The following is a 14,794-nucleotide window of genomic DNA, read 5'->3' as shown; positions in this document are numbered from 1 at the left end:
TTGCTTCCTTGAAAACAAGCCGGACGCGCCCGGGGCGCGTCCGATATCCGATGATTACAGCGTGTCCTTGAGCGCCTCGGCCTGCTCCAGCGCGGCGTCGGCATCGGTCGACAGCACGGTGTAGTGGCCCATCTTGCGGCCGGCACGCGCCTGCTGCTTGCCGTACAGGTGCAGGTGGACGTTGGGGGCCTCGGCCAGCACCGCCCAGTTGGGCTCGCCGCCGTCCTCGCGCCAGCTGTCGCCCAGCAAGTTGACCATCACCGCCGGGCTCAGCAGGTCGGTGCGCCCCGGCAGCAGATCGCACATGGCACGCACCTGCTGCTGGAACTGGTCGGTGAGACAGGCGTCCAGCGTGTAGTGGCCGGAGTTGTGCGGACGCGGGGCGATCTCGTTGACCACCAGCGTGTCGTCGGCGAGCACGAAGAACTCCACCGCCAGCACGCCGACGTAGTCGAGCGCTTCGGCCAGTTGTTTGGCCATCTCCTGCGCGCGCGCCGCCAATGCCGGAGCGATGCGTGCCGGCACGATGGAGACGTCGAGGATGCCGCCGGCGTGACGGTTCTCCGCCACCGGGAACACCGCCACCTGCGCCGGCGAGGTGCGGGTGACGATGGCCGAGACCTCGAGCTTGAGGTCGAGCATCTTTTCCAGCACGCAGGCCTGGCCGCCCAAGTCGGCGTAGGCGGCGCGCGCCTCGTCGGCGGTCTTCACCCGCACCTGGCCCTTGCCGTCGTAGCCCAGGCGCGCGGTCTTGAGAATGCCCGGCAGATACGGGGTCAGGTCGACCTGGATGTCCTCGACCGACTCGATCGCGAGGTACGGCGCGGTCGGCAGGCCGGCCTTGTTGATCCAGCCCTTCTCGACGATGCGGTCCTGCGCAATCGCCACGCAGTCGCCGGACGGCGACACGCGGGTGCGCTCGGCCAGCGCGCGCATCGCCTCGGCGTTGACGTTCTCGAACTCGGTGGTGACCGCGGAACAGGTTTCGCCCAAGGTCTTCAGCGCGTCCGGGTCGTTGTACGGCGCGCACAGGTGCACGTCGGCGAAGCGCGCCGCTGGGGCGTTGGCGTCCGGATCGAGCACGGTGACGCGGTAGCCCATGGTCTTGGCCGCCACGGTGAACATGCTGCCCAGCTGGCCGCCGCCGAGGATGCCCAGCATCGCCGGGGGGAGAATCGCCGCCATTATTCGACCTCCGGCAGCGTCATCGCCAGCACGGTGTCCTGCTGCTTCTGGCGGAAGGCCTTGAGCTTGGCGGCCAGTTCCGGCGAATTGTTGGCCAGCATCGCCACGGCGAACAGCGCGGCGTTGGCGGCACCGGCCTCGCCGATGGCGAAGGTGGCCACCGGAATGCCCTTGGGCATCTGCACGATGGACAGCAGCGAATCCTCGCCACGCAGGTACTTGGACGGCACCGGCACACCCAGCACCGGGACGTGGGTCTTGGCCGCCAGCATGCCCGGCAGGTGGGCGGCGCCGCCGGCGCCGGCGATGATCGCCTTGAGCCCGCGCGCTTCGGCGGTGGCGGCGTATTCGAACAGCAGGTCAGGAGTGCGGTGGGCGGAGACGACGCGGGTTTCGAACGCGACGCCAAAGTCCTTGAGAACGCGGGCAGCGTTCTGCATGACGTCCCAGTCGCTGTTGCTACCCATCACGATACCGACTTCGATCATGGCGGAAGAGCCTGTAAGGTATGGAAAAAACGGGATTTTACCCGAATGCCGCGCCGGGCCGGAACCTTTTCTCGCTTTCGGCCGGAACAATCGAAGCCAAGACAGAGACGACTCGTCCCACGCCCCGTTGGCCCGTGCCGCTTGGGCTGGGTGGGGCAAGGTTTTAAGCCGCCGCTTGTTTGAGTGATTTGACGTTAGCAAATCACGAGTTCGGCGGCGCCTTGCCCCATCCGGACCACGCGGGAATTCACGGGCCGTCGGGGTCGCCTGGGGTTGCAAGGGGGCTGGCGACACAGCCCCCTTGCCTGCCGGCGGTCAGCACCGCGGCTAAAACATCGTCCGCGTAGCGGACACAAACCCCGACCTTAGGCATCCAGAAAAGCGTGGGCGGCTCTATCACATCTGCGCCAACTGCTCCTTGGCCTTGGCCGCCGCCGCGCTCTTCGGATAGAGCTTGATCAGGCGGCGCAGCGTCGCCTTGGCCACGTCGACCTGGCCCAGATCGCGCTGGCAGTTGGCGATGTTGCGCAAGGCGTCCGGCGCCTTGGGATGGTTCGGGTTGCGCTCGACGAAACGACGGTGGATGTCGATCGCGGCGTCGTACTGGCGCTGCGCCGCGTGCGCCACGCCCAGCCAGTACATGGCGTCGACGGCCTCCACCGTACCCGGGTTCTGGTCGATGTAGCGCTTGAGCGCCTCGGTCGCGCGCGGGAAATCGCGGTTGCGCAGCAGGGCGATGGCCTTGTCGTAGTCGGAGCTGGCCGGGGCCGCTGCCGGCGGGGTCGCAGCCGGCGCGCCGCCGTCGGCGCCAGCCGGAGGAGCAGACGGGGCCGAGGCGCCACTTTCCAGCTTGCCCAGACGAGTGTCCAGATCGGCGTACAGGTCGTTCTGGCGCTTCTGCGTGCCCTGCAGGTTGTAGTTGAGCACTTCCAGTTCGCCGCGCAGGCGGGCCTGCTCGGCCTTCAGGCTTTCCAGCTCGCTGATCATCGCCAGCAGCTTCTCGTTGGCCAGCTTGGTTTCGACTTCGGACAGGCGGCTGCTGGCCTGGCGGTTGACCTGGTCGAGCTGGCGCCGGGTGTCTTCCAGCCGGCCGCGGGTTTCCTCCAGCTCGGTGGTGGTGGCGCAGCCGGCCAGCAAGGACAGCAACAGCGCGCCGAGGGCAAGCCGTTTCATGATCGTGTTCCTTGAAAACAATCGGGCCGCTCAGGATACGTCATCCGGCACGGCCCGGGGTAAAACGGCTTACTCGCCGTCGTAGGCGAGGTCGGCGCGGCGGTTCTCGGCGTAATCGGCCTCGGTGGTGCCGGTGGCCTTCGGTTTTTCCTTGCCGAAGCTCACCGCTTCCATCTGGCTTTCCTTGACGCCGATGACCTGCATGGCGTTCTTCACGCTCTCGGCACGGCGCTGGCCCAGGCCCAGGTTGTACTCGCGGCTGCCGCGCGCGTCGGTGTTGCCCTGGATCACCACCTTGCGGTTGGCGTGGGACTTCAGGTATTCGGCGTGGTTGGCCACGACCTGTTGCTCGCTCTGCTTGACGGCGGACGAGTCGAAGTCGAAGTACACGCTGCGCTTGGCCAGCGGGCTGTTCGGGTCCTTCAGCGGATCGACCGCCACGGCGCCCTGGCCGGCCGTGCCGGTGTCGGCCGGCAGGTTGGCAACGCCCTGGCCGGCGGTGCCGGAGCCGTTCACGGTCGGCGCGGCTTCCTGCATCGGCTTGGTGCTGGAGCAGGCGGCCAGCAGACCGACGGCGGCACTGGCGATCAGCAGTTGTTTCAGGTTCATGTTATTGACTCCTTAGGTTCGATCGAAATAGGTAAGCGACTGCGCGAATGGCACTACGCTAACTGAATTGCCGACAAGGAGAACCGCTCCGGGTTCCCCTCGTCATGGCGAGATTCGGTACAAAAAAACCGCTCAGGGTCGGTTGAACGGGCCCCAGGCCGGGTCCTGCACGTCGCCGTTGATGACGGCGAGGCGCACCTTGCTGCTGCCGTCCGGGGCGGCGGCGTACAGTACGCTGCGCCCCCCCTCGTCGCTGGCGAACAGCACCATGCGGCCGTTCGGGGCGAAGCTCGGGCGCTCGTTGTAGGCACCGCTGGACACCACGCGGTTCTCGCCGCTGGCGAGGTCCTGCACCACCACGCGGAACTGGCCGCCCTGGCGGCGGATGTAGCTCAGCGTGCGGCCGTCCGGCGACACCTTGGGCGACACGTTATAGCTGCCGTCCCAGCTCAGCCGCCGCGCCGCGCCGCCGGCCACCGGCTGCACGTAGATCTGCGGTCCACCGGCGCGGTCGGACACGAAGTAGAGCTGGCTGCCGTCGGGGCTCCAGGCCGGCTCGGTGTCGATGGCGTTGCTGTGGGTGACACGGCGCGCGCCGCCGCCGTTGGCGTCGATGACGTAGATCTGCGAGTTGCCGCTGGTGGTCAGCACCACGGCCAGCTGGCGGCCGTCCGGACTCCACGCCGGCGCCGAATTGCTGCCCTTGAAGTTGGCGACGACGCGGCGCTGGCCGGTGGAGAGATCCTGCACCCAGACCACCGGCTTTTTGGCCTCGAACGACACGTAGGCAATCTTGCTGCCGTCCGGGCTCCAGGCCGGCGAGATGATCGGCTCCCTGGAGCGCAGGATGGTCTGCGCGCCGCGCCCGTCCATGTCGGCCACCTGCAGCAGGTACTGGCTGCCGGACCTGAGCACGTAGCTGATGCGGGTATTGAAGATGCCCTTCTGCCCGGTGATCGCCTCGTAGATCATGTCGGCGATGGTGTGCGCCACCTCGCGCGAGCGCTCCGGCGCCACGGTGAACTCGCCGGAGGTCAGCTGCTTCTGCTGCGCGGCGTCGAACAGCCGGAAGCTGATCTTCACCTGGCCGCCGGCTGCCTCCACCTTGCCGATGGCGAGCGACTGGGCGCCGGCGCCACGCCACGCCGGGTAGCTGATCTGCGCCGGCTCGAACGCCGGGTTGGCGACGCCGGCCGGGTCGACCATGCGGAAGGCGCCGGTGAGCAACAGGTCATTGCGGATCACCGGCGTCAGCGCCTCGCGCAGTTGCGTGGTTTCGCTCTGGAACGGCAACACGGCGATGGCGTGGCGGTTGGCGCCGCCGCCGACGATCTCGATGGTCATGTCGGCGCGGGCCGCGCCGGCGGCGGCCAGACACAGCAGCAGCATTGATCGGATCAGCGTTTTGACGATGGGCATCGGCTTCCTCGGTGGTGCGATGGTTGTCTCAATGGGGGCGGAATTCCAGCCTGAGCTGGCGGAAATCGGTAAAGCTGGCGCCGGCCGGCAACGCCGGGAAGGTCTTCGTCTCCCAGATCGCGCGCTGCACCGCCTCGTCGTAGGCCGTGTTGCCGCTCGACGCCAACAGGCGCACCGCGCGCACTTCCAGCGACGGCAGCAGCGTCACCTGCACCACGGCCTTCGGGTTGCCCGACAGCTCAGGCGGAATCTGCACCAGCGGTCTTACCTTGGCCTGCACCTTGCTGGCGTAGCCGTCCAGGTTCAGCGAGGTGCCGTTGGTCGAACCACCCACCACGCCGCTCTTCTGGCCGGCCTGGTCGCTGCGGGCGTTGCCCTTCTTCGTCGTGTTGCTGCTGTTGAGGTCGGCCAGCAGGTCGTCGGCGTCGGGGTTGTAGCGCGGTGCCGGCTTGCTGCCCTTCGCCGGCGGCAGCTCGGCGGCCTTCTGCGCGGTGCGCTTCTCGGCCGGAGCGGCGTCCGCCTTGGCGATCTTGTTGGGCGGCGTCTTCTCGGCCAGCTTGGGCGCCGGGGCGGGTTTCTTTTCCGGCTCCGGTTTCGGCTCGGGCTTGGGTTCCGGCTTCTTCTCCGGCAGCGGCTTGCGCTTCTCGCCGAGGTTGACTTCGGCGCGCGGCGGCTCGACCGGCGCCGGCACGACCTTGGGCGGCTGCGGCTGGGGCACGGGCACGACCACGCTCTGCGGCGGAGGCGGCGGCGCGCTGCTCCAGAGCTCGACCGCCACCGGGGTTTCCTGCGGCTTCTCGCTCGAACTGAGCCCGCCCAGCACCAAGAGCAGCACCACCGTGGCGTGCAGCAGCAGCGACAGGACGATGGGCCACGGCGAGTTGCGGTTGTCGGCCACGGCGATCATTTGCCCTGCTTCACCGTCAGTGCCACGCGCTTGATGCCGGCTTTGTGCAAATCGTCGGCGATCGCCACCACCTCGGAATACTTGAGGTTCTGGTCGGCCGAGATGGCCACCGGGCGCTCGGTGGCGTTCAGCGCACGCAGGTGCTTGACCAGCTCTTCCTTGCTGCCCAGCCGGGTTTCCTTGCCGTCGGCCTTGAGCTGGATGGCGTTGCCGGCCTCGACGATCACCTCCAGCGGCTGGACATCCAGCGCGGCGGCGCGCGATACACTCGGCACGTCGATCACGCCGGGGGTGAACAGCGGCGTGGTGACCATGAAAATCACCAGCAACACCAGCATCACGTCGATATAGGGCACGACGTTCATCTGGTTCATCTGGCGGCGGGGGCGGCGGTTGAGCATGGCAGCGTAGCGGGTAACGGCGTCGGACCAGAATGATAGCATCCCGATCCGGGGGTTCGATGACAGTTGAACTTTAAAAGACCGGCAACGTTGGCCGAAGTTCGGCCCTTTCGTGCCGGCCTCTCACAGACGGGTGGCCAGCGTCAGCCCGTCGCCCACCGGCAGCACCGTGAGCCGGATGCGCGGATCGTGCTTCAGGCCGGCGTTGAAGGCGTGCATGATGTGCACGCCGGGCGGATCGTCCGGGCGCGGCGCCACCACGCGGCCGCTGAGGAAGATGTTGTCGATGGCGATCACGCCGCCCGGCCGCACCAGCTTCAGGCAGGCCTCGAAGTAGTCCGGGTAGGACGGCTTGTCGGCGTCGATGAAGACCAGGTCGAAGCTGCCGGCGCGGCCTTCGGCCAGCAGCGCTTCCAAGGTCGCCAGCGCCGGCTGCAGCACCAGCCGGATGCGCTGATCGACGCCGGCCTTCCGCCAGTACTCACGGGCGATGGCGGTGAAGGTCTCGCTGACGTCGCAGGCCACCACCTCGCCGTCCTCCGGCAACGCCAGCGCCACCGCCAGCGCGCTGTAACCGGTGAACACGCCGATCTCCAGGTAGCGGCGCGCGCCGATCAGCTGCGCGAGCCAGGCCATGAACTGGCCCTGCTCCGGGGCGATCTGCATCTTGGCCAGGCGGTGGCCGGCGGTGAAGGCGCGCAGCTCGGCCATCACCGGGTGTTCAGTGACGCCGATGTCCATCAGGTAGTCGTGCAGGGGAGTATCGAGCGGTACGGTGCGGCTGGTCATGAATGGCGAGGCTTTAAAACGACAAAACGCCCGCGGTCACGGGCGTGTGGGGGCAAACGGAGCGGGCTTACTCCGGCTGGTAGACGTAGGGCTTCTGCGGCACGCGCGCCTCTTTCCAGCGGCGCTGGTCGTCGAGATCGACCTTGCGGTCCCACCAGGTCAGGCGCAGCTCACGGCGCTCGCTGTCCACTTGCGGGTTCTTGTCGAGAAATTCGGTCATGAAATCGGTGAATTCGGACTGGTACATGCGGGCTTTCCTCGGGAACGTTGGCCGGCATTGTACTGTAAAATCCGCCCTGTGGATAAGTGCCGATCACATCGGCGCCATCACCTCCGGTTCAACCATGCCGACCGTCAGCCCACCGCCGCCTTCTGCTTGGCGTGGTACATGGTACGGTCGGCGGTGCCGAGCAGATCCTCGATCAACACACCGTCGTCCGGATAAAAGGCGGTGCCGATGCTGACCCCCAGCGACACCGTGCCGTCGTCGATCTCGTACGGCTCCTGCAGCGCGAGCTGCAGCCGCTCGCGCACGCTCTCGACGTCCAGCTCGGACTCGACATCCTCGATCAGCACCACGAACTCGTCCCCGCCCAGCCGGGCCACGGTGTCCTCGCTGCGCAACACCACGTTGAGCCGGGCCGCGATCAGCTGCAGCACGCGGTCGCCGGCGGCGTGGCCGTAGGTGTCGTTCACCGGCTTGAAGCGGTCCATGTCGAGGAACAGCAACGCCAGCCGCTTGCCGTTGCGCCGCACCCGGCTGATGGCGTGCTGCAGGCGGTCTTCGAACAGGTTGCGGTTGGCCAGCCCGGTCAACGCGTCGTGGTTGCCCAGGTAGAACAGCTCCTGTTCGCGCGCCACCTGATCGACATAGCGGCGCAACAGGGCATTGACGCAGGACAGCAACACCGCCAGCAGCACCAGCGCCAAGAGCGCCATCACCAGCCACTCGAACAGGCTGATCTGCGCCCAGCCCAGCTGCCAGCTGGCTTTCAGCATCAGGCTGGGGGTCGAGCCGCCGCTGCTGCGGGTCAGCTCCAGGCGCGGAAACAGCAGCGTCTCGAGCGGGCTGCGCACCTCGCTGCCGGCATCGAGGAAGCGGCCCTGCGGATCCTGCTGGCGGTAACGCTGGTGCCACAGCTGCACGCGCAGGCCGGTGGGCAGCTCCAGCGCGGACGGCAGCAAAGACTCGGTGCTGAGCACCAGCGCCACGAACTGGTGGTTGGCCTGCAGCGTCGGCACCGGCTGCAATACGACCTCGTCGGCAGGACGGATCATCAGGTAGCCCAGACGCCCGTCGGCCAGCGCGAACGGCCGCGACAAGGCCGGCAGTTCGCGCTGCAGCGACTGGCGCAAGGCGTCGTACAGAAAATCGATGCGGGCGAGGTCCATCCCCAGCGCCGGGGAAAACAACGGCGGCAATTCGCCGGCCGTCACCATCGACACCACCGGATAATGATCGCTGCCCTCGGCCAGCGGATAGCGCGGCGGCTGCCGCGCCGGATCGTAGCCATGGATGATGACGGGACGGCCGGTCTTGGCCGCCAGCTCGTGCTCGAACGCGCCCCGCTCGGCCGCCGTGACGTGCCGCACCCGCAGCCCCAGCACGATGGCGGGATAGCGCTTGAACTTGCGCAGCAGCAGGCCGTGCTCGGTCAGCGTGCCCTGATGCAGGCCGAAGGTGGAGAAGCCGGCGTAGCTGTCGAGCTGCGCCTCGTTGACGTTCAGCCGCTGCGAAATCTCGTCGGCCAGCCGGCCGGCGAGGCGCTCGAGCTCGCCTTCTGCCTGATGAACGGCGCGGCTGGCAAACGCGACCCCGATCAGCGCACACAGCACCAACCAGAGCAGCCAGGCCGCCGGGTACAACCATTTCATCTTCATCGCGTTGCCAACAAGAGAACGGGCCAGATTCAGGGAAAACCGTGGGGAGACGGAACGACAAAAAACCATAGGGCTCCCCCGTGGGAAGCCCTGTTCAGCATGCCGCAGGCCGTCCCGCGAGCGCACCCATGCTACCGGACTCCCCCGTCGCCGTCACGGCTCCGGACGCACAACCGGCGACACAAAGACATCGACATGGCAATGCCGGCAAGAAAAAGACAGACGTCACATTGCCACGCCAACGCTTTATTTATACGCCATGAAAGTGCCGTTGGCCGGTCAGCCGTTGTCGACACAGCGGCTGACCAACCCACGCCACTGCGCCGACACCACCGTGCCGTTTGCGTCCAGATTGGCCTCGGTGTGACGGCCGTCCGGCGTGAGCTCGATGCTCAGGCCGCGCTTGCCGGAATGGGGATTGACCAGCGTCAGCACGATGGCGCCGTCGGCGGTGGCCTGGCGCGCCAGATAATCGGCCGGGATGCCCCATTTCTGCGCCCCGCCCTGGATGCAGTCGGCGGCCGCGGCGATACGCGACGGTGGCGACGCGGTCGAACCGGCCGGCGGGGGGACCGCCTTGGCGGTCGTGGCCGGAGCCGGAGGCGTGCCGGTCGCCGAGCTGCGCTTGCCGGTGGCCGAGGGCGGCGTGGCACAGGCAGCCAGCGCCAGCACCAGGACGGCGGCGGTCAGACGGGACAAGCAAGGTGGATGCATGACTCACTCCTTCACGTGCAGACGAACGATCAGAGAGACCGCGATACGCACCGATCGTTCAGCGCGGTGTACCATGCACCCCGTTCTTTCCCACCAGGGCGCACCACGGAGCACGCGGCATGGAAACACGATGGCTGGAAGATTTTCTGGTGCTGGCGGAAACCGCCAGCTTCACCCGCTCGGCCCAGGCGCGCCACCTGACCCAGCCGGCGTTCTCGCGCCGCATCCGCGCGCTGGAGGGCTGGATCGGCACCGAGCTGATCGACCGCACCTCGTACCCGACACGGCTGACGCCCGCCGGCGAGGTATTCCGCGAGCACGCCGCCGCCATGCTCAACCAGATCCACGCCACGCGCGCGCTGCTGCAGGGCATGCGCCCGCTGCCGGAAGACACGCTGGAGCTGGCGGTGCCGCACACGCTGTCGTTCTCGTTCTTTCCCAAGTGGCTCACCCGGGTGGAACAGGGCTTCGGTCAGTTGTCGTGCCGGCTGCAGGCGAGCAACGTGCACGATGCGCTCTTGGCCTTCGTCGAAGGCGGCAGCGATCTCCTGATGTGCTACCACCACCCCAAGCAGCCGGTGGAACTGGAAGACGGCCGCTACCTCGGCCTCCGGCTCGGCGTGGAGCGGCTGCGTCCCTACGCCCGCGCCGACCGCCAGCGTCAGCCGCGCTTCGTCCTGCCCGGCACGGCGGCCTCCCCCGTACCCTTCCTCGGCTACGCCTCCAGCGCCTACTTCCGGCTGATGACCGAGCAGATCCTGACCGACGCGCCGGAACCCTGCCACCTGCACCTGCGCTACGAGACCGACATGGCGGAAGGGCTGAAGAACATGGTGCTGGAGGGCCACGGCGTGGCGTTCCTACCGCAGAGCGCGGTGGCGCGCGAGGTGCGCTACGGCCAGCTCGCGCCGGCCGCCGACGAGCGTTGGGGGGTGGACATGGAGATCCGCCTCTACCGCAGCAAGAAGCGCAGCCGGCCGGTGCTGGAGGCGTTCTGGCAGTATCTCTCCGGCGAATACCCCGCCATCTGAGAACCGGAAACATCGCCCAGCCCGGCCTAAGCGGCACGTGCCAACAGGGACAACCGTAGGATGGGTGAAGCGCAGCGCAACCCATCGCTGATGGGTTCCGGCACTGACCGAGCAAGGTCGTGCGGCGTTGCGAAGGAATCGTGCCTCCACCCATCCTGTGCGCAAACCTTCAGCCCGCCGGCCATCCTCGGGCCGGCCTCTCCCTCCGCCTTGAAAACGTCTCGTCCAGGTTATGCAAAAAAAGCATGGCCTGATCGGCATTCGGAATTAGCCAGCCGAGGCCGCCCTCGCCTACAGTGCGCCCTGTCCCTTACCACACAAGACAAAACACAGCTCATGACTACTCGTAGCGAACACGACCTGCTCGGCGACCGCGAGGTCCCGGCCGAAGCTTACTGGGGCGTGCACACCCTGCGCGCCATCGAAAACTTCCCGATCACCGGCCAGACCATCGCCGGCTACGCCAACCTGATCGCGGCGCTGGCCGCGATCAAACAGGCCGCCGCGCTGAGCAACCGTGAGCTGGGTCTGCTGGACGCCCCGCGCGCCGACGCCATCGTCGCCGCCTGCGAGGAAATCCGCGCCGGCAAGCTGCACGAGCAGTTCGTGGTCGACGTGATCCAAGGCGGTGCCGGCACCTCGACCAACATGAACGCCAACGAGGTGATCGCCAACCGTGCGCTGGAACTGATGGGCCACGCCAAGGGCGAATACCGTCACCTGCACCCCAACGAGCACGTCAACCTGTGCCAGAGCACCAACGACGTCTACCCGACCTCGCTGCGCCTGGCCACCTACTGGGGCGTGCAGCAGCTGCTGGCCGCGATGGCCGAGCTGCGCCAGGCGTTCGCCGCCAAGGCCGAGGAATTCGGCGACGTGCTGAAGATGGGCCGCACCCAGTTGCAGGACGCGGTACCGATGACGCTGGGCCAGGAATTCCAGACCTACGCGGTGATGCTGGGCGAAGACGAACAGCGCCTGCAGGAAGCCTCGCGCCTGATGCTGGAAATCAACCTCGGCGCCACCGCCATCGGCACCGGCATCTGCGCCCACCCTGAATACGCCTCCCTGGTGTGCCGCCAGCTGTCGGAGCTGACCGGCCTGGAGCTGATCACCTCGCCCAACCTGATCGAGGCCACCCAGGATTGCGGCGCCTTCGTGCAGCTCTCGGGCGTGCTGAAGCGCGTGGCGGTCAAGCTGTCCAAGACCTGCAACGACCTGCGCCTGCTGTCGTCCGGCCCGCGCGCCGGTCTTGGCGAGATCAACCTGCCAGCACGCCAGGCCGGCTCGTCGATCATGCCGGGCAAGGTCAACCCGGTGATTCCGGAAGTGGTGACCCAGGTCGCCTACGAAGTGATCGGCAACGACCTCACCGTGACCATGGCGGCCGAAGCCGGCCAGTTGCAGCTCAACGCCTTCGAACCGGTGATCGCCTACAGCCTGTTCCGCAGCGTGAACCACCTGACCCAGGCATGTCGCACGCTATCCGACAACTGCGTCAAGGGCATCACCGCCAACCGCGATTACCTGCGCAGCCAGGTGGAGAACTCGATCGGCCTGGTCACCGCGCTCAACCCCTACATCGGCTACGCCGCGGCCACCGAGGTGGCGGCCGAGGCGCACGCCAGCGGCGGCGGCGTGTACGACATCGTGCTCCAGCGCGGCCTGATGAGCCGCGAGCAGCTCGACGCCGTGCTGAACCCCGCCGCGCTGACCCAACCGCGCTGGGTCACGCTGTAACGAACATCTCCTTGGATGGAGTGTGAAGCGAACTGCCTCCATGGCAGAACTTTGCAGGGTTGCCCTCGCGGGCAACCCTTTTTTTTTGTCTGGAGGATGCAGACAACGCGCCGCCCCGATGAGGAGGCGCAGCAAGACCGCGAACGGGGAGTTACAGCAGTACCCCGTTGGCGTCCGGCTGCGGCGCCGTCGACAGCGGCTCGCCCAGCAGCATCTGCAGATTGCTCTCGATGCCGTGGCACAGCGCATCGAGCGGCAGGTCGTTGGGCAGGGTATCGAACGGGTCCTCGATCTGGTCGCCCAGCGTGTCGAGCCCGAAGAAGGTGTAGGAGACGATGCCCACCACCAGCGGCGTCATCAGCCCGACGCTGTCCACCAGCCCGAACGGCAGCAGGTAGCAGTAGAGGTGCACGGTGCGGTGCAGCAGCAGGATGTAGGCGTAGGGAATCGGCGTGTGGCGGATGCGCTCGCAGCCGCCCAGCGCGTGCGACAGCTGCGAAATCTGCTGGTCGACGTTGGCCAACAGCAGCGGCGACAGCCGGCCGCTGCGCGCCAACGTGGCGTAGGCGGCGCCGATGCGTTCGAGCAGCAGGTTGGGACGGTTGGGCTGCGCCAGCACGGCGGCGCACTCCTCGGCCGGCAGCAACCGCACCAGATCCGCCGCCGGGTCGCTGCCGCGCAACTGGTGGCGCAACGCGTGGGCGAATGCCGCCAGCCGGTACAGCAGCACGCGCTTTTCTTCCATCGCGAGGCCGTCCACCAGCGTCAGCGTCTGCCGGCCGAGGTTGCGCGTGACCACCAGCACCTCGCCCCACAGCTTGCGCGCCTCCCAGAAGCGCTCGTAGCTGACGCTGTTGCGAAAGCCGAGGAAGATCGCCAGGGTGAGCCCGATCAGGGAAAACGGCGTCGGCGTCAGCGTGATCTTGAGCGGCCCCAGCGTGCCGTGCAGCAGCGTCACCAGCACGGCGACACCGATGGTCAGCAGCACCCGCCGCCACACCGCCGGCACCACCGAGCCACGCATCGAGAACAACAGAGACAAGGTGGATGGCGAGGCGGGGCGGACGATCATGGCGGACTCGGCGGGCAAAACGCCATTCTAGCCCCGCCGCGGGCTCTTGTGCAGCGCAGCAGCAACCCTCTCTCTATCCACCACTCTCCCACAGCCTACCCTCAACCTACCCACAGACTTACCCACAGGCGCGGTGAGTGCCAAGAAGTCAATCGCCTGGCTGAGGCTGCTCTCCTGGCCTCCGCCACGCCCGCCCCGCCATGCAACAAAAGAGTTCCCGCATTAGATGGCAGCCACGCATCCTCTCAGGTCGGATGAGAGTCCCCCCAGGCAATCATGTACTGTGTCGTACCACGAGGCGATAGCCGAGATCGACCCGGGTCGAGACGGGGGCCCGGCCACTCATCAAGGCCAGCAGCATGAGCGCTGCTTCCCGGCCAATCTCGTAGCGCGGGGTGGCCACCGAGGTCAGCGGCGGATTGGTCCAGGCCGATGCATCCAGATCATTAAAACCGGCAATCGCCAACTGTTCAGGTACGGCAATATGTCTGCGCTGACATTGGAACATGACCCCCAGTGCCAGATCGTCGTTATTGCAAAAAATGGCGTCACAATCGGGAGCCTGCTCCAGCAAGCGGTCGAGCAACTGCGCCCCCAAACCGACCGAGGACGGACTGGGCTCCGCCAGCTCGCGCTGTGGCGAATACAACCCGGCCTCGCGCAACGCAGCCCGATAGCCTTCCCCGCGCTTCAGCGTGCGCGGGTCGAGTTGGGCGGCAAGAAAGGCAATGCGGCGATAGCCTTTCTCGATCAGGAAGCGGGTGAGCGCGTAGCCGCTGTCGAACTGCGAAAAACCAACACACGGCATGGTGGCACTGTCGTCCAGTTCCATCATGTGCACAGTGGGTATGCCGGCCGCGCCCAGCAGTGAGCGGGTAGCGGGCGTGTGATCAAAACCCGTAATCAGGATGCCGTCAGGGTTGTACTCCAGATAAGTACGCAGCAGATTTTCTTCTTCCTGCGCTGAGTAACGGGTATCGCCGATCAGCATCTGATACCCGCTTGGGTACAGCGTATCGTGAATGGCGGCCAAGGTATCGACAAACACCGTATTGGACAGCGAAGGCACCAGCACCACCACGCTGTGCGACCTCGCCGAAGCCAGCGCACGCGCCGCCCTGTTAGGCACATAACCCAGCGTCTGAACCGCCTCGTCGATACGGACGCGCAGTGCCTCGGACACCAGTTCCGGCTTGTTAAGGGCCCTGGAGACGGTAATGGCGCTGACACCGATGTAATCGGCTACATCGCTGAGAGTGGTACGGCTCTGGCCGATTCTTGGCTTACGTTCGCTCATGGGGTGAAATTGTAGCCCTCTGGGTGTGTATGTACGAACAGTTCAATGGTGCACTGCACGATTGAAATTGCTTTACGACGCAAAATGT

At 66.8% G+C, this 14,794-nt stretch carries 15 protein-coding genes; 2 read left to right on the top strand and 13 right to left on the bottom strand.

Translation table 11 applies throughout. The features are described 5' to 3' along the window. Nucleotides 1–54 precede the first annotated feature (54 nt). The 11 genes from PSEMAI1_RS0101280 to PSEMAI1_RS0101230 form a co-directional block, all read right to left on the bottom strand. A complete protein-coding gene (locus tag PSEMAI1_RS0101280) occupies nt 55–1,185 on the bottom strand; it encodes a 5-(carboxyamino)imidazole ribonucleotide synthase (RefSeq protein ID WP_029770433.1) in 1,131 nt (376 codons plus the stop codon). After that, entirely contained in the window at nt 1,185–1,673 is a 489-nt protein-coding gene (purE, locus tag PSEMAI1_RS0101275; RefSeq protein WP_024301126.1) for a 5-(carboxyamino)imidazole ribonucleotide mutase, read from the bottom strand. Before purE ends, PSEMAI1_RS0101280 begins: the two co-directional genes overlap by 1 nt. Before the next feature lie 396 nt (nt 1,674–2,069). Beyond that, nucleotides 2,070–2,846 (bottom strand): tol-pal system protein YbgF, encoded by a 777-nt coding sequence (gene ybgF / locus PSEMAI1_RS0101270; protein WP_024301125.1) that lies wholly within the window; start codon nt 2,844–2,846, stop codon nt 2,070–2,072. Between the two features lie 69 nt (nt 2,847–2,915). After that, nucleotides 2,916–3,455 (bottom strand): peptidoglycan-associated lipoprotein Pal, encoded by a 540-nt coding sequence (pal, locus tag PSEMAI1_RS0101265; protein ID WP_024301124.1) that lies wholly within the window; start codon nt 3,453–3,455, stop codon nt 2,916–2,918. A gap of 132 nt (nt 3,456–3,587) precedes the next feature. Continuing rightward, nucleotides 3,588–4,874 carry a Tol-Pal system beta propeller repeat protein TolB gene (tolB, locus tag PSEMAI1_RS0101260; protein ID WP_024301123.1) on the bottom strand — a complete coding sequence of 429 codons (1,287 nt, stop codon included), beginning with the start codon at nt 4,872–4,874 and terminating at the stop codon, nt 3,588–3,590. A 28-nt stretch (nt 4,875–4,902) separates the two neighbouring features. Further along, the gene (locus PSEMAI1_RS0101255) at nt 4,903–5,781 is read right to left on the bottom strand and encodes a cell envelope integrity protein TolA (RefSeq protein WP_024301122.1); all 879 of its coding nucleotides are present in this window, start codon (nt 5,779–5,781) and stop codon (nt 4,903–4,905) included. Beyond that, nucleotides 5,778–6,224, bottom strand: a complete 447-nt coding sequence (locus tag PSEMAI1_RS0101250) for a biopolymer transporter ExbD (RefSeq protein ID WP_232219814.1) — start codon at nt 6,222–6,224, stop codon at nt 5,778–5,780. Before PSEMAI1_RS0101250 ends, PSEMAI1_RS0101255 begins: the two co-directional genes overlap by 4 nt. An 81-nt stretch (nt 6,225–6,305) precedes the next feature. Continuing rightward, on the bottom strand, nt 6,306–6,971 hold the full coding sequence (locus tag PSEMAI1_RS0101245) for a class I SAM-dependent methyltransferase (RefSeq protein WP_024301120.1): 666 nt from the start codon (nt 6,969–6,971) through the stop codon (nt 6,306–6,308). A 67-nt stretch (nt 6,972–7,038) separates the two neighbouring features. After that, nucleotides 7,039–7,218, bottom strand: a complete 180-nt coding sequence (locus PSEMAI1_RS0101240; protein WP_024301119.1) for a DUF3460 family protein — start codon at nt 7,216–7,218, stop codon at nt 7,039–7,041. 107 nt (nt 7,219–7,325) lie between these two features. Continuing rightward, the gene (locus PSEMAI1_RS0101235) at nt 7,326–8,846 is read right to left on the bottom strand and encodes a sensor domain-containing diguanylate cyclase (RefSeq protein WP_232219813.1); all 1,521 of its coding nucleotides are present in this window, start codon (nt 8,844–8,846) and stop codon (nt 7,326–7,328) included. A 285-nt stretch (nt 8,847–9,131) separates the two neighbouring features. Then, entirely contained in the window at nt 9,132–9,566 is a 435-nt protein-coding gene (locus PSEMAI1_RS0101230; protein WP_024301117.1) for a hypothetical protein, read from the bottom strand. A 119-nt stretch (nt 9,567–9,685) separates the two neighbouring features. Here PSEMAI1_RS0101230 and PSEMAI1_RS0101225 point away from each other — a divergent pair, with 119 nt between their 5' ends. Together PSEMAI1_RS0101225 and aspA are read left to right on the top strand one after the other, a co-directional pair. Beyond that, a complete protein-coding gene (locus tag PSEMAI1_RS0101225) occupies nt 9,686–10,597 on the top strand; it encodes a LysR substrate-binding domain-containing protein (protein ID WP_024301116.1) in 912 nt (303 codons plus the stop codon). Between the two features lie 336 nt (nt 10,598–10,933). Then, the gene (gene aspA / locus PSEMAI1_RS0101220) at nt 10,934–12,337 is read left to right on the top strand and encodes an aspartate ammonia-lyase (protein WP_024301115.1); all 1,404 of its coding nucleotides are present in this window, start codon (nt 10,934–10,936) and stop codon (nt 12,335–12,337) included. A 151-nt stretch (nt 12,338–12,488) separates the two neighbouring features. On the opposite strand, the gene PSEMAI1_RS0101215 is transcribed toward aspA, so the two are convergent. Then, on the bottom strand, nt 12,489–13,409 hold the full coding sequence (locus PSEMAI1_RS0101215; protein WP_024301114.1) for a bestrophin family protein: 921 nt from the start codon (nt 13,407–13,409) through the stop codon (nt 12,489–12,491). 274 nt (nt 13,410–13,683) lie between these two features. Further along, on the bottom strand, nt 13,684–14,706 hold the full coding sequence (locus tag PSEMAI1_RS0101210; protein WP_024301113.1) for a LacI family DNA-binding transcriptional regulator: 1,023 nt from the start codon (nt 14,704–14,706) through the stop codon (nt 13,684–13,686). Nucleotides 14,707–14,794 lie beyond the last annotated feature (88 nt).

Source organism: Pseudogulbenkiania sp. MAI-1 (assembly GCF_000527175.1).
In the GTDB taxonomy this organism is placed as follows: domain Bacteria; phylum Pseudomonadota; class Gammaproteobacteria; order Burkholderiales; family Chromobacteriaceae; genus Pseudogulbenkiania.
The sequence above is the reverse complement of the archived record's forward strand: the minus strand, read 5'-3'. Positions and strand labels throughout refer to the sequence as shown.